Source organism: Mizugakiibacter sediminis (assembly GCF_000953855.2).
GTDB classification, from domain to species: domain Bacteria; phylum Pseudomonadota; class Gammaproteobacteria; order Xanthomonadales; family Rhodanobacteraceae; genus Mizugakiibacter; species Mizugakiibacter sediminis.
On sequence record NZ_DF970134.1, the window covers coordinates 57714 to 79179 of the forward strand.

Genomic DNA, 21466 nt, shown 5'->3' on the forward strand with positions numbered 1-21466 from the left:
CGCCGCGCGACGCGGAGCGCGCTCAGGCGTCGAGGTCGGGGATCAGCTTGCTCTCGAGGTAGGCGATCATGTCCTTCAGCCGCAGCTTGCGCTTCTTCAGGCGCGTGAGCTGCAGTTCGTCGCGGTAGCCGTCGGCGGCCAGCCGCGCGATCGCGGCGTCGAGGTCGCGGTGCTCGATCCGCAGTTCGGTCAGGCGGCGGGCGATGACGGCAGGATCCTCGTTTTGCATGCGGCACCCCGACGGCAGGCCGCCAGTGTAGCGCCGCGGCGTGACCGGCGGATGAGCGCCGCGCGGCGGCCTGCCCGTACAATAGGCCGTTCACCTCCATCCGCTCCGCCATGTCCGCCGCTCCCGAACGCAAGCAGGCCTACGAGGCCGCCAAGCTGGCCAAGCGTCTGCGCCACCAGGTCGGCCAGGCGATCGCCGACTACGCCATGATCGAGGATGGCGACAAGGTGATGGTGTGCCTGTCCGGCGGCAAGGATTCCTACACCCTGCTGGACATCCTGCTGTCGCTGCAGGCGAAGGCGCCGGTGCGTTTCGAGCTGGTCGCGGTCAACCTCGACCAGAAGCAGCCGGGTTTCCCCGAGCACGTGCTGCCGGATTACCTGACATCGCGCGGCGTGCCCTACCACATCCTCGAGCAGGACACCTACAGCGTGGTCACGCGGGTGATCCCGGCGGGCAAGACCATGTGCAGCCTGTGTTCGCGGCTGCGCCGCGGCGCGCTGTACACCTACGCCGAGGCGAACGGTTTCACCAAGATCGCGCTGGGCCACCACCGCGACGACATCGTCGCCACGCTGTTCCTCAACATGTTCTACCACGGCAGCCTGAAGGCGATGCCGCCCAAGCTGCGCTCCGACGACGGCAAGCACGTGGTGATCCGTCCGCTGGCCTACTGCCGCGAGAGCGACATCGCCGCCTACGCGGAGGCGAAGCGGTTCCCGATCATCCCCTGCAACCTGTGCGGCTCGCAGGACAACCTGCAGCGCAAGGTGGTGAAGGGCATGCTGGAGGAGTGGGAGCGGCAGCATCCCGGGCGCATCGACAACATCTTCCGCGCCATCGCCAACGTCGCGCCCTCGCAGCTGGCCGATCCGAAGCTGTTCGACTTCGCCGCGCTGGGCGCGCGCGCCGGCGCCGCCCGCGCCGACGCCCACGCCTGGCTGGCCGGCGAGCCGCACGAGGCGCCGACGCCGGCGGCCGAGGCCAGCGGCTGATTCCTTCCCCATCCTTGCCACGACCGGTCGCCGTGCGGCCGGTCCCGACCCGAGCGTGCCGATGTTTTTCCGCAACCTGACCCTGTTCCGCTTCTCCGCCAAGGTCGCCGCCGACCTGGACGGCCTCGACGCCGCCCTCGAAGGCCACCGCCTGCGTGGCTGCGGCCCGCTGGAGCTGGCCACCCGCGGCTTCGTCTCGCCGCTGGGCCGCCGCGAGGAGCCGCTGACCCACAGCGTCGGCCCGCGCACCCTGGTCAGCATCGGCGCCGAGGAGAAACTGCTGCCGGCGGCGGTGGTGAACGAGGAACTTGCGCGACGTATCCAGAAGATCGTCGAAGAAGAGGGCCGCCGCGTCGGCGGCCGCGAGCGCAAGCGTCTGAAGCAGGAGGTGCTGGACGAACTGCTGCCCCGCGCCTTCGTCCGGCCTTCGCAGCTAAGTGCCTACATCGACAAGGAAAACGGCTGGCTGGTGCTGGACACCGCCAGCCGCAAGGCGGCCGAGGCCGGGGTCACCGCCCTGCGCGAGGCGCTGGGCAGCTTCCCCGCCGTGCCGCTGGCCCCCGAGGAGACCCCGCGCGCCCTGATGACCGACTGGCTGGCCCATGGCAAGCTACCGGCGGGCCTCAGGCTGGGCGACGAATGCGAGCTCAGGGATCCCGCCACCGCGACCGGCGCCGTGGTGCGCTGCCGCCGGCAGGACCTTGAATCCGACGAGGTGCGGGAGCATCTGAAGGGCGGCAAGCAGGTCTTCCAGCTCGGCCTCGAATTCGACGGACGCGTCAGCTTCGTGCTGGGCGAGGATCTCGTCCTGCGCAAGCTGCGTTTCCTCGACGGTGTGCTGGACGAGCTGGAAGCGGACGAACGCGAATCGGCGCGGGCGGAACTGGACGCCCGCTTCGCGCTGATGACGCTGGAGCTCGAACGCCTGCTGGCCCAGCTGTCCGCATGGTTCGGTTTGCCCAGGCCCGGCGACGACGCGTGATGCGCCGGCGGGCCGCGGCGGAGACGCACGATGGTCCGCGCAGGCGATGAAATCCTCGAACTGTCCACGCCGACCGGCAGCACCATCAAGGTGGTCAAGGCGCCGCATCCGCGTTCGCGGCGGCTGCGCCTGACCGTCACGCCGGGCGGCGCGCGCGTCACCTATCCGCATGGCACCCATCCCGCCGAAGTGTTCGCCTTCCTGCGCCGCCACGCCGACTGGCTGGAGCGCAAGCTCGACGAGCTGCACCTGAAACATCGCGGTCCGCCGCCGCTCAAACCCGGAGTGACCACGCTGATGCCGCTGCGCGGCGAGAGCGTGCAGCTGAGCTGGCACGACGGCCCCTATCCGCGCATCGAACACCGCGAGGACGAGCTGCGCCTGATCGTGCCGCGCCCGCACAGCCGCGCGCTGCCGGCGGCGCGCAACCTGCTGGCGGCGTTCCTCGAGACGCAGATGCGCCGCGACCTGTCGCGCTGGCTGGCCGCCTACGTGCCCGAACTGGACGCGGCGCCGACCGGCCTGCGCATCAAGCCGCTGAAGAGCCTGTGGGGCAGCCTGGACGCGCGCGACCGCGTCACCCTCGACCTGGCGCTGGCGCTGGCGCCGCCGCCGGCGCTGCGCTACGTGCTGGTGCACGAGCTCTGCCACCTCAAGGTGCGCAGCCACTCCGTGCGCTTCTGGGGCTGGGTCGAGCGCCTGTATCCCGGCTACCAGGCGCAACGCGACTGGCTGCGCGAGCACGGCGCCGCGCTGAAGGCCGAGCTGCAGCGCCTGACCGTCGACGGCGCCGAGGCGTAGCCGCGCCGGTCGTCCGGGCCGCGGGGCGCAGCGAAACCCGCTGCGCCCGCGCGGCGCGCCTTCACGGCAGCAGCAGGAAGCGCGTCAGCACGTCGGCGGTCTCGCGCGGCTGCTCCAGCATCGGCATGTGGCCGCAGTCCATCAGCTGCGTGGTGTCGATGCGCGGCGCGGCGGTGAGACCGGCGCGCAGCGCACCCATCGCGGAGACGTCGATCACGCGGTCGTGCGCGCACCACAGCAGCAGCGTCGGCGCGGTGATCTTCGGCAGCGCCGGCAGCAGCGCGCGTGCCGCGGCAGGCGTGCGCAGCGAGGCCAGCACGCGCTGCAGGAAGCCGTGGTCGCCGGCGCCGTTGGCGGCGACGAACACGTCCTCGATGCGGCCGGGGATCGACGGCGGCTTGGCGAACACCAGCGCCAGCAGGCGCTCGAAGCCGGCGCGGTCGCCGTAGGCGAACGGATCGCGACCGGCGCGCACGGCGCGCGCGAAATCGTTTTCCTTGAACGGCACGCCGGCGCTGTCGAGGAAGGCCACCGCGGCGATCTCGCCCGGATGCGCCGCCGCGTACAGGCCGGCGATCGCGCCGCCCATCGAGTGCCCGACCAGCGCGAAGTGCGGCAGGCGCAGCGCCTGCGCGAACGCTTCCAGCCGCGCGACCTGCGCGGCGTAGCCGTAGTCGCCCTGCGGGTCGCGCGAGGATTCGCCCCAGCCCGGCAGGTCGGGGATGATCACGCGGAAGTTGCGCGTGAGGAACTTCGCCGCCGGCAACCAGTTCTCCTTGCTGCCGCTGAAGCCGTGCAGCAGCAGCAGCGGCGGGCCGTTGCCGCCTTCGTAGTAACTCCAGCGCGTGCCGCCGGCGACGACGCTCTTCTTCTCCAGCTGCGCCGCGTTCGCCTGCTGCCCGTAGTACGCGCGCAGCAGGAGCCGCGGCGCGAACAGGTACACGCCGCCGAGCGTCAGCGCGGTCAGCCCGAGCATGGCGCCCAGTGCGGCCAGGCGGCGCAGCAGCACGCGGCGCAGCGGCGAAGGCGGGGCGTTCATGCGCTCACTCCTTGCCGCCGGCCTTGCGCGCCTTGGCGAACACGCGCTCGACCGCGGCCTGCGTGATCGGGTGATAGCCCGGCTTCGCCTTGGCGTACACCTGCTCGGCGTAGGCGAGGCCTTCCGGCGTCTTCGCGAAGGCCTTGTACAGCGGCAGCGTCAGGTAGATGCGGCCGATGCGCGTCATGTGCTCGGCGGCCGCCGGCCAGGCGGCGCGGTCGCCGCCGGCGATGGCGTGCACGTACCAGCGCATGCCGATCTCGGCGTTGGGCGTGCCGGTGAGGCGCCAGGCGGCATCCAGCGCCTGCAGCTTGTCCAGCGCCACCGCCTCGGGCAGGCGGTCGAGGAAGTACATCCACTCCTGCGTGTTCCAGCCGTGCGCGTCGAGCTTGTCCGCAGCCAGCTTGCCGGCGAGGAAATCGGCGCGCTCGGCGTCGATGCGCGCGAAACGCGGCGAGGCGGGCAGCGGCGCGTCCGCGGGGATGCCGGGCTGGTACACCCAGGCCTCGATCTCCTCCCAGCGCATCTTGCCGGGATGCCGGTCGACCAGGTTCGCCTTCAGGTACGCCAGCATCTGCCCGGTGTCGATGCTCTGGAAGGCGAAGTGGTCGAAGTAGCCGCGCAGATAGGCGTCGAAGACCTCGCGGCCGTAGCGCTGCTCCAGCGTCTTCAGGAACCACGCGCCCTTGGTGTAGGCGACGTCGGACAGCGCGTCGTCGGCGCCGAGTCCGCGCGGCTCCGGCGTCAGGCGCTGCGCGTTCTCCGGCATCGCGCCGATCTCGTCCCGCAGCTCGTGCGCGGCGATCAGAAACTCCTCGTCCGCCTGCGCCTTGCCGTACACGGCTTCGACGATGCGGTTCTCGACGTAGCTGGTGAAGCCTTCGTTCAGCCAGATGTGCCGCCATGCCGCGCTGGTCACCAGGTTGCCCGACCACGAGTGCGCCAGCTCGTGCGCGACCAGCGAGGTCAGGCTCTTGTCGCCGACCAGCACCGTCGGCGTGGCGAAGGTCATGTTCGGGTTCTCCATGCCGCCGAACGGGAAGCTGGGCGGCAGCACCAGGATGTCGTAGCGACCCCAGCGGTACGGGCCGTACAGCTGCTCGGTGGCGGCGATCATCCGCTCGGTGTCCTCGAACTCGCGCGCCGCCTTGTCCGCCACCGGCGGCTCGGCGTACACCGCGCTGCGCGGCCCGGTCTCGCGCACGGCGATGTCGCCGACGGCGATCGCCAGCAGGTAGGACGGGATCGGCTGCGGCTGCTCGAAGCGGAAGTCGCCGTCCAGCGGGTGTTTCGCGTCGTTCAGCGCGCTCATCACCACGCGCAGCGCCTTCGGCGCGCCGACGTGCGCGGTGTAGGTGAAGCGCACCGCCGGCGTGTCCTGCAACGGCACCCACGAGCGCGCGTGGATCGCCTCCGACTGCGAGAACATGAACGGCTGCCGCTTGCCGGCCGTTTGCGCCGGCTGCAGCCACTGCAGACCGGACGCCTGCGGCGAGGTGGCGTAATAGATGCGCACGCGCGCCGGATGCTTCGGCGCCACGATGGTGAGCTTGCTGCCCAGTTCCTTGTCCGCCGGCGCCAGCGCGAACGGCAGCGCGGCGCCCGCCTTGCCGTCCGCCTGCACGGCGACGATGCGGCGGATGGCGAGATCGCGGCTGTCCAGCACCAGGTCGTGCGCGGCCTCGTCCTTCCAGTCCAGCGTCAGCGTGACGTTGCCGATCAACTCGCGGCGGTCGAAGTCGACCTGCAGGTCGAGGTCGGCGTGGGTGACCCGGACGCGTCCGGGTTCGGCGTACGAATGCGGATCGGCGGAAGCCAGCGCCGCCAGCGGCGCGAGCAGCAGCGCGGCGCAGGCCGCGAGGGAGAGCGGTCGGAACATGCGGAACTCCGGCGTGGAATGCGCCGCAGTATGCCATCGCCGGCGCCGTGCCCGCGGGTGCCGGAGGATGTGCCGGCCCGCACGCGGCCCCGGCGCGGCGCATCCGTGCAGCACCGGATCGACCGCGGCTTTCGGCCGGTCAGACGCGATAGCCGCGGTGGATGGCGACGATGCCGGCGCTGAGGTTGCGCACTTCGACGTGGGCGAAGCCGGCGCGTTCCATCATCGCCTTCAGCGCGGCCTGGTCGGGGTGCTTGCGGATGGATTCGGCGAGGTAGCGGTAGCTGTCCTCGTCGTGCGCGAACAGGCGGCCGAGGCGCGGCAGCACCTGGAAGGAGTGGAAGTCGTACAGCGGCTTCAGCCAGTCCTGCCGCACCTGCGAGAACTCGAGGATCAGCGCGCGCCCGCCCGTCTTCAGCACGCGATGCATTTCGCCGAGCGCCCGGTCCTTGTCGGTGACGTTGCGCAGGCCGAAGGCGATGGTCACGGCATCGAACGTGCCGTCGGGGAACGGCAGCGCCTCGGCGTTCAGTTGCGCGTAGCGCAGGCCTTCCACCAGGCCGCGGTCGGTCAGGCGGTCGCGGCCGACGCCGAGCATCGCCGCGTTGATGTCGCCGACCACCACCTCGCCCTGCGCGCCGACCCGCGGCTTCAGCAGCGCGGCGATGTCGCCGGTGCCGCCGGCGAGGTCGAGCACGCGGTCGCCGGCGCGCACGCCGCTGACCGCGGCGAAATGGCGCTTCCACAGCCGGTGCACGCCGAACGACATCAGGTCGTTCATCAGGTCGTACTTCGACGCGACCGAGGTGAACACGCGGCCGACCAGCTTCTGTTTTTCGGCGACCGGCACCTCGCGGTAGCCGAAGTGGGTGGTTTGCGATTCGCTCATGCGCGGCATCTTACATGGCGGGCGCATCAGACGCCCTGCGCGGCGTGCCACATCGCGCGGGTGATCGGCCGGTTGACGTGCGGCGCCTGCAGCACCACCAGCGTGGTCGTGCCGATGCTGCCGTGCAGCTTCAGCAGGCGGTCGAGCACCACCTCGAGGTGCGGCACCGACATCGCCACCACGTGCAGCAGCGCGGAGTCCTCGCCGGCGAGGCGGCGGCAGTCCAGCACCTCGGGGATGTCCGCCACCAGCGCGCCCATGCGCGCGCACACGCCGCCGTCGCAGCGCACGCGGACCATCGCCTCGATGGCGTAGCCGAGCGCGCGCGGGTCCACCGTGGCGCGGTAGCCGGTGATCACGCCGGCTTCCTCCAGGCGCTTGACGCGCTCGGCCACCGCCGGCGCCGACAGCCGCACCTTGCGGCCGAGCTCGGCGTAGCCGATGCGCGCGTCCTGCTGCAGCGCCTCCAGGATCTGCCAGTCCTTGGCGTCCAGGGCGGCTTTCGATGCCAAGGTCATTCCGGCATTCCCCGAAGCATTCGATGGAGAAATGCCGGCACTATACGCGAAGGCGTCATTCCTGCGCCGAGGACGCGCGGTTACGATGCGTCGCCTCCTCCCTCTGCCGGACCGTTCCATGGACAGCTCCGAGCGCCTCGACGCGCGCGCCCTCCTCTGTATCGGCATCGCCCTGCGCACCTGGTCGTCGGCCTACGCCGCGATCGCCTATGCGCTGGCCGCGTTCACGCCGGGCGAAGTGGCGTTCGTGCGCCTCGCCATCGGCGCGCTGTGCTTCGCCGGCCTGATGGCGGCCAGACGCGTGCCGCTGCCGGCGCGCCGCGACTGGCCGGCGCTGGCCGTGCTGGGCGTGCTCGGCCTGACCGTCTACCACCTCTGCCTGAACTACGCGGAGACGCGCATCGCCAGCGGCACGGCGGCGATCCTGATCTCGCTGATCCCGGCCGCCACCACGGCGCTGTCGGCGGTGTGGCTGCGCGAACGCCTGCCGCCGGCGGCGGTCGCCGGCCTCGGCGTGGCGCTGGCCGGCGTGATCCTGGTGGTGCTGGCCAGCGGCAAGGAGGTGAAGCTGGAACCGATGGCGGCGCTGGTGCTGGTCAGCGTGATCGTCTCGGCGGTCTACTGGGTGGGCGTGAAGCCGCTGTTTCTGCGCAGCAGCGCGCTCGCCGTCACCGCCTTCACCTTCTACGCCGGCGCGCTGGCGGCGCTGCCGTTCGCGGCGCACCTGCCGCAGGCGCTGGCGACGGCGCGCCCCGCGCACCTCGCCGCGTTGCTGTGGCTGGGCATCGCGCCCACCTTCATCGGCTATCTCACACCTGGAACGCCGCGCTGCGGCGCGCCTCCGCCTCGCAGGTGTCGAGCTTCATCTACCTGTCGCCGCCGATCGCGCTCCTGATCGGCTGGCTGTGGCTGGGCGAGCGCCCCGACGCGCTGACCCTGCTGGGCGGCGCGATCACCGTCGGCGGCGTGGTGCTGGCGAACGCGCGCCGCGGCGCTGCGCCCGCGGCGCGGACGCCGGCCGAGGCGCTGGAGCGGAGTTGAGCGCATGGAAAACATCGATCTGCGGCGGACGGCCGCGGCGCTGCCGCAGGCCTGGCAATCGCGCGCGCTGGCGCGCATCGGCGGCGTCAACGTCAAGGTGCTGCGCATGGACGGCAGCGCGTCGCCGGCGGAGACGCACGCCCATGCCGAGGGCCTGCTGGTGCTGGACGGCGAGCTGCGCCTGGAGGTCGCGGGCGCGCCGGTCACGGTACGCGCCGGCGAGCTCTACACCGTGCCGGCCGGCGTGCCGCATGCGGTCGCGCACGGCAGCACGGGCGTGCTGCTGATTCTCGACAGCTGAGGCCGCTCAGCCGCCGCTGGTGCTGGCCGGCGCCGGGAAGGTCTGCGCCGGCTCGCCCTGCAGCGGGCCGGGTTCGAGCTGGCCGTTCTGCGGCTGCTGCGGTCGGCCCGGCGTCGCCTGCGCGCCGGTGGCGCCGCAGGCGTAGGCCTCCCAGCTCTGCTCGCCGTCCTTGGGATCGCCGAGCGGCTTGATCGTGTCGGCGCCCATCTTCGCCGCCTCGTTGCGCGCCATCACCTCGAGCTCGTCGCGCACCTTGTAGTCGTTGCGGTCGATCGGGCCGACGCGGCTCAGCACCGAGACGGTGACCTTGCCGAGGTCGCGGCAGGCGCCGACGTCGCCGCTCCAGGCGGCACGCACGTGGCGGCCGCCGGCGTCGAGCTTGATGCCCCAGGTGCAGGCGCCGAGCAGCGCGGCGGCGGCGACGGGGAGCAGGCGCAAGGCGGACTTCATCGCAGTCTCCAAGAAAAAGGCCGGGTGGCGGCACACCCGGCCATGCTAGCCGTTTCTGCCTGAATCGTGAGGGTGACGCGTGCCGCGAACCCGCGCCGCTTGGGGCGCGGGCCCGCCGGCCGCCTCAGCGCAGCACCTTGCCGGAGGCGTCGATCACCTGCACCTCGCCCAGCTTCAGCGCGCGGATCGGCTGCTCGATCTTCGACAGGTCGCCGACGATCACCCAGGTCAGCGCGTCCGGCCGGATCACCTCCCGGGCCGCGGCCTCGACCGCGTCGTCGGTCTGCGCCTCGATGCGCCCCTTCAGCGTCTGCACGTAGTCGTCCGGGCGGTCGTACAACTCGATGCTGGTCAGCATGCCCATCACCGCGCCGCCGGTCTCGAACTCGCCGGGCAGGGCGCGGATGTCGTTGAACTTGATCTTGGCGATCTCCTCGTCGGTCAGCGGCTTCGGCCCGATCACCGCGCGCGCTTCCTTGAGGATCTCGGCCACCGCGTCCGCGGTCCTGTCGGTCTGCACCGGCGCATACATCATGAACGGCCGCTGCCCGATCGCGTTCGGGATGAAGCTGCCGGCGCCGTAGGCCCAGTGCTTGTCCTCGCGCAGGTTCATGTTCAGGCGCGAGGTGAAGGTGCCGCCGAACGCGCCGTTCATGGTGCCGATCTCGAGGAAGTTCGGCGCCTTGGTCGAGGGCGCGAGATCGCCCGCCAGGATCAGCGACTGCTGCGAGCCCGGGCGGTCCATCAGGAACACGCGCGGCCTGGCCGGATCGGCCACGGCGGTGAGCTGCTTCTTCGGCAGCGCGATGCGCGCCATCGGCCAGTTGCCGAACGCGGCGTCGAGCTGCGGGATGATCTCCGCCAGCGTGGTGTCGCCCACCACCAGCAGCTTCATGTTGTCCGGACGGATCCAGTCGCGCACGAACGCGCGCATGTCCTCCGCGGTCAGCGACTTGATCGAGTCCTCGGTGCCGGTGCCGGTGAACGGGATCGCGTAGGGATGGCCCTTGCCGTACAGCAGCGGCGGCAGCGTGCGCAGCGCGAGCCCGGTCGGCTGCGTCTTCTCCTGCGCGATCGTCGCCAGCCACTGGCCGCGGATGCGCGCGATGTCGGCCTCGCGGAACGCCGGGTTGCGCACGATGTCGGCGTACAGCGCCAGCGACGGCTGCAGCTCGGACTTCAGCGCGTTCAGGCTGACGCTGGAAGAGTCGAGCCCGGAACCGGCGCTGATGACCGCGCCGTAGCGCTCCGCGCGCTTGGCGATCTCCACCGAGTCGAGGTCCTTGGTGCCCTCGTCCAGCATCGCCATGGTGAACGAGGAGGTGCCGAGCTTGCGGCCCTGGTCGGCGGCGTAGCCGGCGTCGAACAGCGCCTGCACGTGCACCAGCGGCACGGCGTGGCGCTCGGCCAGCACCACCTCGATGCCGTTCTTCAGCTTGCCGTGCTGCAGTGCCGGGAAGCTGAGCTCGGGGAACTGCCGCACCTGCGGCACGCCGGTGCTGCGGTCGACCTCGCTCTTGCCGGCCTCGAAGCCGTCCACTTTCGACAGCTTCGGCGCCGGCTTGCCCGGCGCGGCCGGCCGCCCGGCCGCGGCGGCCATGTCCTTCGCCTCGACCTTGCCCGGCACCACGGTCAGCGTGTAGTCGCCGCGGGCGAGCCACTTCTGCGCGGCGGCGCGCACCGTCTGCGGCGTCGCCGCCATGGTGCGCTCGTAGTCCTTCTTCCACGCGCCCGGATCGTCCAGGTAGACCTGGCCCTCGGCCAGCGTCACCGCCTTGCCGCTGAAGCCGCCGACCTTCTCCAGGCCGCGGATCACCGAGGCGCGCACCGTGGCCTTGGCGCGCTCGAGCTCGTCGGCGCTCGGACCGTCCGCGAGAAACTTCCGCCACTCGTCGGCGATGGCCGCCTCGACCTGCTTGGGATCGACGCCCTTCTTCACGTCGGCCTGCAGCAGCAGCATGCTGGCCAGCTCGAAGTGCATCGGGCTGACGGAGACGTCGTCGGCCAGCTTGTCCTTGTAGACCAGGCGCTGGTAGAGCCGCGAAGTCTTGCCGCCGCCGAGCACGGTGGCGGCGAGGTCGAGCTGCGAGAGGTCGTCGCTGCCGATCGGCGGCACGTTCCACTCGCGGTAGATGCGCACCTGCGCGACGTTGTCGGTCATGGTGCCGCGCGTCGACTGCGTGCGCGCGGCGATCCACTCCTGCGGGCGCGGCACCGCCGGGCCCGGGGCGATGTCGCCGAAGTACTTCTGCATCTTCGCCTTGGCGGTGGCGACGTCGATGTCGCCGGCCAGCACCACGGTGGTGTTGGCCGCGCCGTAGTAATCGCGGAACCACTGCTTGACGTCGGCCAGCGAGGCCGCGTTCAGATCGGCCATCGAGCCGATGGTGTCGTGGTGGTAGGGATGATTGGCCGGGAAGGCGTTGGCCTGCAGGTCCTCGAACACGCGCCCGTAGGGCTGGTTCTCGTCCTGGCGCTTTTCGTTCTGCACCACGCCGCGCTGCTCGTCCAGCTCCTTCTGGCCGATCGCGCCGAGCAGGTGGCCCATGCGGTCGGATTCCATCCACAGCGCCATGTCGAGCGCGGTGGTCGGCACGGTCTCGAAGTAGTTGGTGCGGTCGAGCCAGGTGGTGCCGTTCATGTCGGTGGCGCCGACCAGCTCGAACGGCCGGAAGAACTCGTCCTTGTGGTGCTCCGAGCCCTGGAACATCAGGTGCTCGAACAGGTGCGCGAAGCCGGTCTTGCCCGCCGGCTCGTAGGAGGAACCGACGTGGTACCACACGCTGACGGCGACGATCGGCGCCTTGTGGTCCTCGTGCACGACCACGGTCAGCCCGTTCGGCAGCCGGAAGCGGGTGTAGGGGATGTCCGGCGCGTCGCTTCCGGCGGCGCGTGCGGGCAGGGCGGCGGCGGCGAGCAGCAACACGCCGGCGAGCAGGCTCAGGCTTCGCTTCATGGCTCCCTCCTCCTCCTTGTCGGAAGCGCCGAGGCTAGCCAGCGCGTGCGGCGGGCGCAACGGCCGAAGTACACTGATCGGTGCGTTTTCGTCTAGGAATTTTTCGTATGCGGCATGCTCTCGTCACCGGTGCCAACCGCGGCATCGGCCTCGCCTTCGCGCGCGCGCTGCTGGCGCAGGGCGCGCACGTCCTCGCCTGCTGCCGCAACCCTGCGCAAGCCGCCGAACTCGCCGCGCTGCGCGAGGCGCATCCGCAGCGCCTGCGCGTGCTGCCGCTGGCGCTGCCCGACGAAGCGGCGATCGCCGCGCTGGCGCGCGAAGTCGAAGCGCTGGACGTGCGCCTCGACCTGCTGGTCAACAACGCCGGCATGCTGGTCTCCGGCGAGCGCTTCGGCACGGTGACCGGCGAAGCGCTGCGACAGAGCTTCGCGGTCAACGCCGCCGCGCCGTTCCTGCTGGTGCAGGCGCTGGCGCCGCGTCTCGCCGACGGCGCGCGCGTGCTGAACGTCTCCACGCGGCTGGCCTCGATCGCCGGCGTCGTCGAGCTGCGCACGCCGAGCTACGCGATGAGCAAGGCCGCGCTGAACATGGCGACGCGCCAGCTCGCCGAGGCGCTGCGCCCGCGCGGCATCGCGGTGGTGGCGGTCAGCCCCGGCTGGGTGCGCACCGACATGGGCGGCAGCGGCGCCGCGCTGGCACCCGAGGAATCCGTGCGGGGCATGCTCGCGCTGATCGACCGCCTCAGCCTCGACGACAGCGGCCGCTTCTTCGGCCACGACGGCAGCGCGATCGCCTGGTAAGGCGCGGCGCGGACACTGTCCGCCGCGCCGCGCCGCTGTCCGCGGACGCGCGGCGGACAGCGGCGCGAAAACGCAACACACGGAACCGCAAGCAAAAATTCGCCCCGCATGCGCTGGCACGGCGCTTGCGATAGCCGAGGTGCCGCCCCTGACCTGCGGCATCGAGAGGCGAATCATGAAAACCGAACTGTTCTTCCTGCGCAGCCTGCTGCTGGTGTGCGCGACCGTGGCCGGCCTGGCCCTGAGCGGCATGGTGCGTTCGAGCGAAGTGCGCCCGCTGGCCGCGGCGCAGCCGCAGGCGGCGCACGCCGCGCCGGCGGGTGGCGGCGACGCCGGCGCGGTCGCCTGCCCGGACCGCATCCGCGATTACGTGATCTGCCCGTGAGACGCGGCAAGGAGCGGAGCATCCGCGGGGATGCGCGGGCCGCATAATGGCGGGATGCTGCATGTCCTGCTGTGGCGGCCCGAGATCCCGCCCAATACCGGCAACGTCATCCGCCTGTGCGCCAACACCGGCGCGGCGTTGCACCTGATCCGCCCGCTCGGCTTCGAGCTCGACGACGCGCGCCTGCGCCGCGCCGGACTGGACTACCACGAATACGCCCGCGTCGCCGTGCACGACGATCTGCCCGCCTGCCTCGCCGCGCTCGGCCAGCCGCGCCTGTTCGCCTTCACCGCGCGCGCCGGCGTGCGCCACGTCGACGTCCGCTTCGCCGACGGCGACGCGCTGCTGTTCGGCCGCGAGACCGCCGGCCTGTCCGACGACGTGCTGGCGGCGGTGCCGCCGGCGCAGCGCCTGCGCCTGCCGATGCGGCCGGGAAGCCGCAGCCTCAACCTGTCGAACGCGGTCGCGGTCGCCGTCTACGAGGCCTGGCGCCAGCTCGGCTTCGCCGGCGCCGGCTGACCGGCGCGCGCGGCGCGCAGGCTACAATCGCGGCATGACCGCCTCCGGCTCCCATGCGCCCGGCCCCAATGCGCTGATCCCGCGCGCGCTGCGCGAGCGCGCCGGCCGCGCGCTCGAATTCGCGCTCGGTCGCGCGCTGGCGCTCGATCCCGACAGCCAGGCGCGCCTGCGCGCGCTGGAGGGGCGCAGCGTCGGCGTGCACCTGCGCGGCCCCGACCTCGCGCTGCGCCTCGTCGTGCAGGACGGCGCGCTGCGCGTCGGCCCGCCGGCCGACGCCGACCTGCGCGTCGCCGCCACGCCCGGCAGCCTGCTGGCGATGGCACTGAAGCGCGGCGACGACGCCCTGCCGCCGGGCAAGGTCGAGATCGCCGGCGACGCCGAGCTGGCACGTCGCCTGGAGAAGCTGGCCAGGCAGTTCGCGCCCGATTTCGAGGAAGCGTTCGCGCGCAGCTTCGGCGACGTGCTGGGCGTGCCGATCGCGCGCGCCCTGCGCCGCGCGCTGGCCTGGAGCCGCGAGGGCGCGCGCCATCTGACCGAAGACGGCGCCGACTGGCTGCGCGACGAGGCCCGCCTCGCCGTGCCGCGCGCGGAGATGGACGACTTCCTCGACGGCGTCGACGCCGCGCGCGAGCGCCTCGAGCGGCTGGAGGCGCGACTGGCGCGGCTGCAAGCGCGCGCGAAGGAGCGTCCGTGACCCCCTTCGCGCTGGTCCCGCGCCTGCTGCGCGTGACCGTGGTGCTGGTGCGCTACCGCCTCGACGAACTGGTCGACGCCGCACACCTGTTCCGTCCGCTGAAGCTGGTCCGCCCGCTGCTGCCGCGGCCGCGCGCCGAGCTGCGCGCGCTGCCGCGCGGCGCGCGCCTGCGCCTGGCGCTGACCGAGCTCGGGCCGATCTTCGTCAAGGCCGGGCAGATCCTGTCGACGCGCCGCGACCTGCTGCCCGCCGACGTCGCCGACGAGCTGGCGCAACTGCAGGACCAGGTGCCGCCGTTCCCCGGCGCCGAGGCGCGCGCGATCGTCGAGCGCGCGCTGCGCGCGCCGGTCGCGGAGCTGTACGCCAGCTTCGACGAGCAGCCGCTGGCTTCGGCCTCGATCGCGCAGGTGCACCCCGCCGCGCTCGCCGACGGCCGCCAGGTGGTCGTGAAGGTGCTGCGCCCCGGCATCGCCCGGCGCATCGCCCGCGACGTCGCCCTGCTGCGCGCGCTGGCCGAGCTGGCGCGGCGCTGGCACCCGAACGCCGACAAGATCCGCCCGCACGAGGTCGTCGACGAGATCGAGAAGACCCTCGAGCACGAGTTGGACCTGCAGCGCGAGGGCGCCAACGCCAGCCTGCTGCGGCGCAACTTCGCCGGCTCCGGCGACCTCTACGTGCCCGAGGTGCACTGGTCGCACACCGCCGAGCAGGTGCTGACCATGGAGCGCGTGCACGGCATCCCGGTCGACGACATCGCCGCGCTCGACCGCGCCGGCATCGACCGCAGGCGCCTCGCCGCCAAGGGCGTGCGCCTGTTCTACGAGCAGGTGTTCCGCGACAACTTCTTCCACGCCGACGCGCACCCCGGCAACATCTGGGTCGATCCCGCGCGCACCGGCGAGCCGCGCTTCATCGCGCTCGACTTCGGCATCATGGGCTCGCTGCCCGAGGCCGACCAGTTCTGGCTGGCCGAGAACTTCATGGCGCTGTTCCGCCGCGACTACCGGCGCATCGCCCAGCTGCACCTCGACGCCGGCTGGATGCCGAACCACGTGCGCGTCGACGAGCTGGAGGCGGCGGTGCGCACGGTGTGCGAGCCGTACTTCACGCGGCCGCTGTCGGAGATCTCGCTGGCCGAGGTGGTGGTCAAGCTGTTCAACACCGCGCGCCGCTACGAGCTGACCCTGCAGCCGCAATTGATCCTGCTGCAGAAGACGCTGCTCAACATCGAGGGCGTCGGCCGCATGCTCGATCCGAAGATCGACATCTGGGCGGTGGCCGAACCGGTGCTGGCCGAGATCCTGCGCAAGCGCTACAGCCCGCGCCGCGCCTTCGCCGAGATGCGCCGGCGGCTGCCGGAATGGGTGCACGTCGCGCCGCGCATGCCGGAGCTGGTGCGCGATTACCTCGAGCAGGCCACCCGCGGCGAGCGCCGCACGCGCCTCGCCGACGCCGACCTCGCGCGCCTCGCCGCGGACGCGCGCGCCACCCGCGACCTGATCGGCGGCGCCCTGCTCGGCGGCAGCCTGCTGATCGCCGCCACCCTGCTGTGGACGCTCGCCCCCGAACGCGGCGCGCTGCTGCCGGCGCTGGTCGCGCTCAGCGGCGCGCTGGCCTTCGCCCTGGCCTGGCCGTGGCGGCGATGACCGACGCGGCCGGCACGCAGGACGCGCTCGAGATCCTGTACGCCGACGACGCCTTGCTGGCGGTGAACAAGCCGGCCGGGCTGGCGATGCACCGCTCGCGGCTGGTCGGCGCGGCCGATGCGTTCCTGATCGATCGCTTGCGCGCGCAGGTCGGCGGCAGCCTGCACCTCGCGCATCGCCTCGACCGCGCCACCAGCGGCGTGGTGCTGGTGGCGCGCAGCGCCGAGGTCGCCGCCGCCCTGGGCCGGCAGTTCATGGGCCGCGGCGTGCGCAAGCGCTATCTCGCCGTGGTGCGCGGCTGGCCGGAGCCGGCGCAAGGCACGATCGACTACGCGCTGCCCGATGCGCGCGAACACGGCCCGCGCAAGGAAGCGCGCACGCGCTACGCGCGCCTCGCCACCGTCGAGGTGCCGATCGCGCTCGGCCGCTACGCGCAGCAACGCTACGCGCTGCTGTGCGCCGAGCCCGAGACCGGCCGCTTCCGCCAGATCCGCAAGCACTGCGCGCACATCCACCATCCGGTGATCGGCGACGGCCAGCACGGCCGCGGCGACCACAACCGCCTGTTCAAGCAGCATTTCGCCTGCCATCGCATGCTGCTGCACGCATGGACGCTCGCCTTCCGCCATCCGCTGAGCGACGCGCCGATGGAACTCGAGGCGCCGCTGGACGCGACCTGGCGATCCCTCCTCCAGCGCTTCGGCTGGTCGAGCGCGCCGCGCTTGCGCGATGCAGAGTAGTGCATCGCGCGCGGTGCGCGAGGGGGAGGCCGCAAGGCCGACCGGACGAGCGCGCCGGTTCGCCGGTGCGGCATCATGGGCGCATGGACCTGGCGCCGCTCCCGCATTTCGAACGCCGGCACCGCCGCCTCGATGCCTTGTTGCAGGCGCACCTGCTCGACGTGGCCGGTGCCGACTTCGTCCGCGCGCTGCCGCGTCTGCGCCGCTGGCGGCGCGCGCTCGACCGCCACATCGAGATCGAGGAGACGCGGCTGCTGCCGCACGTGCCCGCGGGCGCGCGCTGGGCGGCGCGCGTCTATCGCGCCGAGCACGAGCGCATCGCGCTGCTGGCGGACAAGTACGCGGCGCGTCTGGAAGCGGTGGCCGCGCGGCCGCCGTGCGGCGAGCGCGCGCGTCGCCGCGCCGTGCTGGCGCTGCTGGACGCCGCGCACGCGCTGCGCCACGTGCTGGAGCATCACCACGCGCGCGAGGAGCAGGCGCTGGCGCACGAACTGCCGGCCGCGCTGCAGGCCGAGGCCTGGCGCCGCCGCTGACGATTGCGCGGCGCCGGCGGCCCGCCGCGCCGCCCGCCACGGCCCGCACGGGGGCGGCTGCTAGAATCCGCCGCCCATGCTGGTCGTCAACCGCGCCATCGCCATTCCCGAGTCCGAGCTGGTCGAGCGCTTCCTGCGCGCGGCCGGCCCCGGCGGGCAGCACGTCAACCGCACCGAGAGCGCGGTGGAGCTGCGCTTCGACGTCGCGCGTTCGCCGTCGCTGCCGGAGCCGGTGCGCGCGCGCGTGCTGGCGCGGCGCGACCGCCGTCTGACCGCCGACGGCGTGCTGGTGATCCAGGCGCGGCGCTTCCGCGAGCAGGCCGCCAACCGCGACGACGCGCGCGCGCGCCTGGCCGAACTGCTGCGCGCCGCGCTGACGGCGCCGAAGGCGCGCATCGCCACCCGGCCGACGCGCGCCTCGAAGGAGCGCCGCCTGGCCGGCAAGCAGCAGCGCGGGCAGCTGAAGCGCGCCCGCTCGCGCGACTGGAGCCGCGAATGAGCGCGTATCCGCCGCGGCCCGCGCAGCTGCCGCCGCAGATGCCGAAACTGCCGGACAACGCCTTCCGCGGCTTCTGCCGCTGGCTGCTGCATCGCGCCGGCTGGCGGCTGGTCGGCGAATTCCCCGATCACCCGAAGCTGGTGCTGATCGGCGCGCCGCACACTTCGTGGTGGGACGGCATCTGGGGCCTGTTGTTCAAGGTGGCGATCGGCGCCGACGTGCGCTTCATGGCGAAGAAGGAACTGTTCCGCGGCCCGCTCGACTGGCTGCTGCGCGCGCTCGGCGGCATCCCGATCGAGCGCCACGCCGCGCACGGCGTGGTCGAGCAGATGATCGAGCGCTTCCGCGCCGGCGAGCGCCTGTGGCTCGGCATCACCCCCGAGGGCACGCGCAGGAAGGTGCCGAAGTGGAAGAGCGGCTTCTGGCACATCGCGCGCGGCGCCGGCGTGTCGGTGCTGCCGGTGTACTTCCACTATCCCGACAAGGTGATCGGCCTCGGCCCGCCGCACGCGCTCTCGGGCGACATGGACGCCGACATCGCCCGCCTGCGCGCCTTCTACGCGCCCTACCGCGGCAAGTACCGCGGCATCGACTGAGCGCGGGCAGTCGGTCCTCGGTGCCGTCCCAGTCCGGTCGACCCGCCTACCGCCGCTGCATGATCGAGGGGCGCGCTCAGCGCGCGTCGATCGCCACGTCCACGCGCAGGCCGACCGGCAGCGGCGGGTCGCCGTCGAGCCGGATGCGCGCGTCCAGCACCTTGACGTCGCGCTTGTCGGCGGGGTCCTCGGACACCGAATGGCGCTCGCCCATGCGCTGGCCGAGCTGCACCACGGTGCCGGCGTAGCGGCGGCCGGGATAGGCGTCGCTGGTGATCGTCGCGCGCTGGCCGACGCGCACGCGGCCGATGTCGAGCAGTTCGATGTCGGCGCGCACGTAGCGCTGCGAGAGATCGCCGATGCGCGCCACCGGCAGCGGCGACAGCGCCACCACCGTCTCGCCCTCGCGCAGCTCGCGCTGCAGCACCACGCCGGACACCGGCGCGCGGATGCGCGACTTCTCCAGCACCGCCGCGGCCTGGCCGCGCTGCGCCTCGGCCAGTTTCAGCGCCGCTTCGGCGGCGGTGATGTCCTCGGACCGCGTGCCGGCGCGCAGCAGCGCGAGCTGCGCGGCGGCCCGCGCGCGGCGCGCGGCGGCGGCCGCGGCGTCGGCGCGCGCGACGTCGACCTCCTCGCGGCTGATCAGCCGTTTCGCGTACACCTGCTCGCGGCGCGCGCGCTCGGCGGCGGCCAGCTTCGCCTGCGCATCGGCTTCGGCCAGCGCCGCCTCGGCGGCGCGGATATCCTCGATGCGCGGGCCGCGGCGCGCCTTCTCCAGCTCGGCGCGGCGCTGCGCGACGGTGGCCTCGGCGGCGGCGAGCTGCGCGGCGAGGTCGGCGTTGGCGAGCTCGGCGATCACCTGCCCGGCCTGCACGCGTTCGCCCTCGCGCACGTAGACGTGGGCGACGCGGCCGGACAGTTCGGGAATCAGCACGCGCTCCTCGCCGGCCGGTTCGACCAGGCCGCCGGCGTGCACGGTATCGCCGGCGATGTGCGCGTAGTCGGGCGGCGGCGCGCGGCCGTCGCCGCAGGCGGCGAGCAAAACGGTGGTCAGGAGCAGGGCGAGGCGCTTCATGCGTGGGCATTCCCGCCGTGGCGGCGATCGGACTTCAGGCGGCCGTCCTCGAGTTCGAGCACGCGGTCGCCGTAGGGAAGCACACGCGGGTCGTGGCTGACCACCACCACCGCGCAGTCGAGTTCGTGCGCCAGCGCCTTCAGGCTGGCGGCGACCGCCTGGCCGGTGGCGCCGTCCAGCGCGGCGGTGGGCTCGTCGGCCAGCAGCAGCACCGGCTGGCCGGCCAGCGCGCGCGCGATCGCCACGCGCTGCTTCTGCCCGCCGGACAGCTCGGCCGGATAGTGCTCGGCGCGGTCGGCGAGGCCGAGCCGTTCGAGCAGCGCCAGCGCGCGCGGACGCAGCGTCTCGCGCGGCGCGCCGCGCAGGTCCAGCGCGATCGCCACGTTCTCCCACGCCTTCAGCGTCGGGAACAGGTTGTAGTGCTGGAACACGAAGCCGACGTGGCGGCGACGCAGTTCGGTCAGTGCGGCCAGTGCGGCGCCTTCGAGCGATTCGCCGAACAGCCGTACGCGCCCGGCGCTCGGTCGCAGCAAGCAGCCCATCACCTGCAGCAGCGTGGTCTTGCCGGAGCCGGAAGGGCCCATCAGCATCGTCACCTCGCCGCGGCGCACGTCCAGGCTGATGCCGTTCAGCGCGTGCACCGCGGCCGCGCCCTCGCCGTAGGTGACGCGCACGTCCTCGAGCGTGAGCACGGTGGCGCTCATGCGAACACCATCGTCGGGTCGATGCGGGTGACGCGGCGGATCGACACCAGCGAGCCGAGCAGGCACATGCCCAGCGTCAGCGCCGCCAGCAGCAGCGCCAGCCACCCCGGCAGCAGCATCGGCGTGTTGCCGTAGCGGCTGAGCCACGCCATCGCCGCCGTCACCGCCAGCCCGGGCACGAAGCCGAGCGCGGCGCTGATCGCCGCCTGCTTGACGATCACGCGGTTGAGGTAGCGTGTCGGCGCGCCCAGCGCGACCAGCGTGGCGTATTCGGCGAGGCGGTCGACGGTGCTGGCGTACAGCGTCTGCCCGACCACGACGATGCCGACCAGCAGGCCGAGCGCCGCCGCCAGCAGCAGCGCCGAACCGGCGCCGGTGGTGATCAGCCAGTAGCGCTGCGTCTGCCGCGCGAAGCCTTCGCGCGTCCACACCTCGACGTGCGGCAGGCGCGCGGCCAGCGCGCGCCGCACGGCGTCGCGGTCCGCGCCCGGCGCCAGCTTCACCAGCAGGTAGGTGGTCTGATAGCCGGGGAACAGCGTCAGCCGTTGCGCGCGCGCGTGCGTGGTGAACACGTGCGGGCTCTGCGTGAAGGTGCGGATGCCGGAAGTGGCGCCGACCACGCGCACGCGCAGGTTGTTGATCTCGACCAGCTGGCCGAGGCGGGTGATGCCGAGCTTGTCCCAGTACAGATGGTCGACGATCACGCCGTCGTCGCGCTGCAGGTCGGCCGGCGTGCCGTCGGTCAGCGCCCACGGCGCGCCGCGCTGCGTGGCGAGGTCGAAGCCGACCACGATCACGCTCTCGGTGCCGCCGTCCGGCTTCTTCCAGAACGCGAACTGCACCATGTACGGATCGACGCGCGCCACGCCGGGCACGCTGCGCGCCTCGTACATGCGCGCCAGCGGCAGGCGGCCGGCGATGTCGACGTTGCTGGTGCCTTCCGGGGTGATCCACAGGTCGGCGTCGGCGTGGTCGACCAGCGTCGAGGCGGTGCGGGCGAAGCCGACCAGCAGGCCGAGCTGCGCGCCCATCAGCACCACCGCGAACACGATGCCGACCAGCGTCACCGCCAAGCGCGCGCGCTCGTGCGCCAGGTTGCGCCACGCCAGCAGCGTGGTGCCGGGAGGCGGGTTGATCAGCTCGCCGACGCGCATCCCGCCATTGTGCCCGAGGCGCGCGGCGCTTTCGGCCGGGC

The 21466-nt window shown here is 72.7% G+C and carries 25 protein-coding genes; 15 read left to right on the forward strand and 10 right to left on the reverse strand.

Features of this window, described 5'->3' with window-relative positions; genetic code table 11:
* Positions 1-22: 22 nt before the first annotated feature.
* Positions 23-229, reverse strand: a complete 207-nt coding sequence (locus MBSD_RS00535) for a YdcH family protein (RefSeq protein ID WP_062534053.1) — start codon at positions 227-229, stop codon at positions 23-25.
* 110 nt (positions 230-339) lie between these two features.
* Here MBSD_RS00535 and ttcA point away from each other — a divergent pair, with 110 nt between their 5' ends.
* The 3 genes from ttcA to MBSD_RS00550 all read left to right on the forward strand — a co-directional run bounded on the left by ttcA (position 340) and on the right by MBSD_RS00550 (position 3007).
* Entirely contained in the window at positions 340-1224 is an 885-nt protein-coding gene (gene ttcA / locus MBSD_RS00540) for a tRNA 2-thiocytidine(32) synthetase TtcA (RefSeq protein WP_062534055.1), read from the forward strand.
* A 61-nt stretch (positions 1225-1285) separates the two neighbouring features.
* Entirely contained in the window at positions 1286-2206 is a 921-nt protein-coding gene (locus MBSD_RS00545) for a recombination-associated protein RdgC (protein WP_062534057.1), read from the forward strand.
* A 30-nt stretch (positions 2207-2236) separates the two neighbouring features.
* The gene (locus MBSD_RS00550) at positions 2237-3007 is read left to right on the forward strand and encodes a M48 family metallopeptidase (protein WP_062534059.1); all 771 of its coding nucleotides are present in this window, start codon (positions 2237-2239) and stop codon (positions 3005-3007) included.
* A 61-nt stretch (positions 3008-3068) separates the two neighbouring features.
* Here the strand turns inward: MBSD_RS00550 and MBSD_RS00555 are convergent, their stop codons facing one another.
* From MBSD_RS00555 to MBSD_RS00570, 4 genes are all read right to left on the reverse strand, one after another.
* Positions 3069-4046, reverse strand: a complete 978-nt coding sequence (locus tag MBSD_RS00555; RefSeq protein ID WP_237071706.1) for an alpha/beta fold hydrolase — start codon at positions 4044-4046, stop codon at positions 3069-3071.
* A gap of 4 nt (positions 4047-4050) precedes the next feature.
* Positions 4051-5925 (reverse strand): M1 family metallopeptidase, encoded by a 1875-nt coding sequence (locus MBSD_RS00560; RefSeq protein ID WP_062534061.1) that lies wholly within the window; start codon positions 5923-5925, stop codon positions 4051-4053.
* Between the two features lie 139 nt (positions 5926-6064).
* Positions 6065-6814, reverse strand: coding sequence for a bifunctional demethylmenaquinone methyltransferase/2-methoxy-6-polyprenyl-1,4-benzoquinol methylase UbiE (ubiE, locus tag MBSD_RS00565; protein ID WP_062534179.1), 750 nt, complete (start codon positions 6812-6814; stop codon positions 6065-6067).
* Between the two features lie 26 nt (positions 6815-6840).
* Entirely contained in the window at positions 6841-7332 is a 492-nt protein-coding gene (locus MBSD_RS00570) for an Lrp/AsnC family transcriptional regulator (RefSeq protein ID WP_062534063.1), read from the reverse strand.
* A gap of 118 nt (positions 7333-7450) precedes the next feature.
* Here MBSD_RS00570 and MBSD_RS00575 point away from each other — a divergent pair, with 118 nt between their 5' ends.
* The 3 genes from MBSD_RS00575 to MBSD_RS00580 are packed head-to-tail and all read left to right on the forward strand — an operon-like array spanning position 7451 to position 8674.
* Positions 7451-8227, forward strand: a complete 777-nt coding sequence (locus MBSD_RS00575) for a DMT family transporter (protein ID WP_237071707.1) — start codon at positions 7451-7453, stop codon at positions 8225-8227.
* On the forward strand, positions 8185-8373 hold the full coding sequence (locus MBSD_RS15675; protein WP_237071708.1) for an EamA family transporter: 189 nt from the start codon (positions 8185-8187) through the stop codon (positions 8371-8373). The genes MBSD_RS00575 and MBSD_RS15675 overlap by 43 nt, the downstream gene beginning before the upstream one ends.
* Positions 8374-8377: 4 nt before the next feature.
* Positions 8378-8674, forward strand: coding sequence for a cupin domain-containing protein (locus tag MBSD_RS00580; protein ID WP_062534065.1), 297 nt, complete (start codon positions 8378-8380; stop codon positions 8672-8674).
* A gap of 6 nt (positions 8675-8680) precedes the next feature.
* Here the strand turns inward: MBSD_RS00580 and MBSD_RS00585 are convergent, their stop codons facing one another.
* Together MBSD_RS00585 and MBSD_RS00590 are read right to left on the reverse strand one after the other, a co-directional pair.
* On the reverse strand, positions 8681-9124 hold the full coding sequence (locus MBSD_RS00585) for a DUF4156 domain-containing protein (RefSeq protein ID WP_082306397.1): 444 nt from the start codon (positions 9122-9124) through the stop codon (positions 8681-8683).
* 124 nt (positions 9125-9248) lie between these two features.
* Positions 9249-12080, reverse strand: coding sequence for a M16 family metallopeptidase (locus MBSD_RS00590; RefSeq protein WP_062534067.1), 2832 nt, complete (start codon positions 12078-12080; stop codon positions 9249-9251).
* 107 nt (positions 12081-12187) lie between these two features.
* On the opposite strand from MBSD_RS00590, the gene MBSD_RS00595 reads away from it, so the two are divergent.
* The 9 genes from MBSD_RS00595 to MBSD_RS00635 all read left to right on the forward strand — a co-directional run bounded on the left by MBSD_RS00595 (position 12188) and on the right by MBSD_RS00635 (position 18492).
* A complete protein-coding gene (locus MBSD_RS00595; protein ID WP_062534069.1) occupies positions 12188-12880 on the forward strand; it encodes an SDR family oxidoreductase in 693 nt (230 codons plus the stop codon).
* Positions 12881-13055: 175 nt separating this feature from the next.
* Entirely contained in the window at positions 13056-13265 is a 210-nt protein-coding gene (locus MBSD_RS00600; protein ID WP_062534071.1) for a hypothetical protein, read from the forward strand.
* A 54-nt stretch (positions 13266-13319) separates the two neighbouring features.
* Positions 13320-13784 carry a tRNA (cytidine(34)-2'-O)-methyltransferase gene (locus MBSD_RS00605; protein ID WP_062534073.1) on the forward strand — a complete coding sequence of 155 codons (465 nt, stop codon included), beginning with the start codon at positions 13320-13322 and terminating at the stop codon, positions 13782-13784.
* A gap of 34 nt (positions 13785-13818) precedes the next feature.
* On the forward strand, positions 13819-14478 hold the full coding sequence (locus MBSD_RS00610; protein ID WP_062534075.1) for a ubiquinone biosynthesis accessory factor UbiJ: 660 nt from the start codon (positions 13819-13821) through the stop codon (positions 14476-14478).
* Complete coding sequence (gene ubiB, locus MBSD_RS00615) at positions 14475-16124, forward strand: ubiquinone biosynthesis regulatory protein kinase UbiB (protein WP_062534077.1); 1650 nt, start codon at positions 14475-14477, stop codon at positions 16122-16124. The genes MBSD_RS00610 and ubiB overlap by 4 nt, the downstream gene beginning before the upstream one ends.
* Entirely contained in the window at positions 16121-16864 is a 744-nt protein-coding gene (locus MBSD_RS00620; RefSeq protein ID WP_062534181.1) for a pseudouridine synthase, read from the forward strand. Before ubiB ends, MBSD_RS00620 begins: the two co-directional genes overlap by 4 nt.
* Positions 16865-16947: 83 nt before the next feature.
* A complete protein-coding gene (locus tag MBSD_RS00625; RefSeq protein WP_062534079.1) occupies positions 16948-17397 on the forward strand; it encodes a hypothetical protein in 450 nt (149 codons plus the stop codon).
* A 76-nt stretch (positions 17398-17473) separates the two neighbouring features.
* Positions 17474-17896: an alternative ribosome rescue aminoacyl-tRNA hydrolase ArfB gene (gene arfB / locus MBSD_RS00630; RefSeq protein WP_062534081.1), complete on the forward strand. Its 423-nt coding sequence runs from the start codon at positions 17474-17476 to the stop codon at positions 17894-17896.
* Positions 17893-18492, forward strand: a complete 600-nt coding sequence (locus MBSD_RS00635; RefSeq protein WP_062534083.1) for a lysophospholipid acyltransferase family protein — start codon at positions 17893-17895, stop codon at positions 18490-18492. Before arfB ends, MBSD_RS00635 begins: the two co-directional genes overlap by 4 nt.
* Positions 18493-18568: 76 nt before the next feature.
* Here MBSD_RS00635 and MBSD_RS00640 read toward each other — a convergent pair whose 3' ends face one another.
* The 3 genes from MBSD_RS00640 to MBSD_RS00650 are packed head-to-tail and all read right to left on the reverse strand — an operon-like array spanning position 18569 to position 21425.
* A complete protein-coding gene (locus MBSD_RS00640) occupies positions 18569-19567 on the reverse strand; it encodes an HlyD family secretion protein (RefSeq protein WP_062534085.1) in 999 nt (332 codons plus the stop codon).
* On the reverse strand, positions 19564-20271 hold the full coding sequence (locus MBSD_RS00645) for an ABC transporter ATP-binding protein (protein WP_062534087.1): 708 nt from the start codon (positions 20269-20271) through the stop codon (positions 19564-19566). The genes MBSD_RS00640 and MBSD_RS00645 overlap by 4 nt, the downstream gene beginning before the upstream one ends.
* Complete coding sequence (locus MBSD_RS00650; protein WP_062534089.1) at positions 20268-21425, reverse strand: ABC transporter permease; 1158 nt, start codon at positions 21423-21425, stop codon at positions 20268-20270. Before MBSD_RS00650 ends, MBSD_RS00645 begins: the two co-directional genes overlap by 4 nt.
* Positions 21426-21466: the final 41 nt, after the last annotated feature.

Excerpts from the sequence above, each read along its gene's own strand:
- MBSD_RS00535 (WP_062534053.1), bottom strand. The coding sequence starts at position 229 with ATGCAAAACGAGGATCCTGCCGTCATCGCCCGCCGCCTGACCGAACTG.
- ttcA (WP_062534055.1), top strand. The coding sequence starts at position 340 with ATGTCCGCCGCTCCCGAACGCAAGCAGGCCTACGAGGCCGCCAAGCTG.
- MBSD_RS00545 (WP_062534057.1), top strand. The coding sequence starts at position 1,286 with ATGTTTTTCCGCAACCTGACCCTGTTCCGCTTCTCCGCCAAGGTCGCC.
- MBSD_RS00550 (WP_062534059.1), top strand. The coding sequence starts at position 2,237 with ATGGTCCGCGCAGGCGATGAAATCCTCGAACTGTCCACGCCGACCGGC.
- MBSD_RS00555 (WP_237071706.1), bottom strand. The coding sequence starts at position 4,046 with ATGAACGCCCCGCCTTCGCCGCTGCGCCGCGTGCTGCTGCGCCGCCTG.
- MBSD_RS00560 (WP_062534061.1), bottom strand. The coding sequence starts at position 5,925 with ATGTTCCGACCGCTCTCCCTCGCGGCCTGCGCCGCGCTGCTGCTCGCG.
- ubiE (WP_062534179.1), bottom strand. The coding sequence starts at position 6,814 with ATGAGCGAATCGCAAACCACCCACTTCGGCTACCGCGAGGTGCCGGTC.
- MBSD_RS00570 (WP_062534063.1), bottom strand. The coding sequence starts at position 7,332 with ATGACCTTGGCATCGAAAGCCGCCCTGGACGCCAAGGACTGGCAGATC.
- MBSD_RS00575 (WP_237071707.1), top strand. The coding sequence starts at position 7,451 with ATGGACAGCTCCGAGCGCCTCGACGCGCGCGCCCTCCTCTGTATCGGC.
- MBSD_RS00580 (WP_062534065.1), top strand. The coding sequence starts at position 8,378 with ATGGAAAACATCGATCTGCGGCGGACGGCCGCGGCGCTGCCGCAGGCC.
- MBSD_RS00585 (WP_082306397.1), bottom strand. The coding sequence starts at position 9,124 with ATGAAGTCCGCCTTGCGCCTGCTCCCCGTCGCCGCCGCCGCGCTGCTC.
- MBSD_RS00590 (WP_062534067.1), bottom strand. The coding sequence starts at position 12,080 with ATGAAGCGAAGCCTGAGCCTGCTCGCCGGCGTGTTGCTGCTCGCCGCC.
- MBSD_RS00595 (WP_062534069.1), top strand. The coding sequence starts at position 12,188 with ATGCGGCATGCTCTCGTCACCGGTGCCAACCGCGGCATCGGCCTCGCC.
- MBSD_RS00600 (WP_062534071.1), top strand. The coding sequence starts at position 13,056 with ATGAAAACCGAACTGTTCTTCCTGCGCAGCCTGCTGCTGGTGTGCGCG.
- MBSD_RS00605 (WP_062534073.1), top strand. The coding sequence starts at position 13,320 with ATGCTGCATGTCCTGCTGTGGCGGCCCGAGATCCCGCCCAATACCGGC.
- MBSD_RS00610 (WP_062534075.1), top strand. The coding sequence starts at position 13,819 with ATGACCGCCTCCGGCTCCCATGCGCCCGGCCCCAATGCGCTGATCCCG.
- MBSD_RS00620 (WP_062534181.1), top strand. The coding sequence starts at position 16,121 with ATGACCGACGCGGCCGGCACGCAGGACGCGCTCGAGATCCTGTACGCC.
- MBSD_RS00625 (WP_062534079.1), top strand. The coding sequence starts at position 16,948 with ATGGACCTGGCGCCGCTCCCGCATTTCGAACGCCGGCACCGCCGCCTC.
- arfB (WP_062534081.1), top strand. The coding sequence starts at position 17,474 with ATGCTGGTCGTCAACCGCGCCATCGCCATTCCCGAGTCCGAGCTGGTC.
- MBSD_RS00635 (WP_062534083.1), top strand. The coding sequence starts at position 17,893 with ATGAGCGCGTATCCGCCGCGGCCCGCGCAGCTGCCGCCGCAGATGCCG.
- MBSD_RS00640 (WP_062534085.1), bottom strand. The coding sequence starts at position 19,567 with ATGAAGCGCCTCGCCCTGCTCCTGACCACCGTTTTGCTCGCCGCCTGC.
- MBSD_RS00645 (WP_062534087.1), bottom strand. The coding sequence starts at position 20,271 with ATGAGCGCCACCGTGCTCACGCTCGAGGACGTGCGCGTCACCTACGGC.
- MBSD_RS00650 (WP_062534089.1), bottom strand. The coding sequence starts at position 21,425 with ATGCGCGTCGGCGAGCTGATCAACCCGCCTCCCGGCACCACGCTGCTG.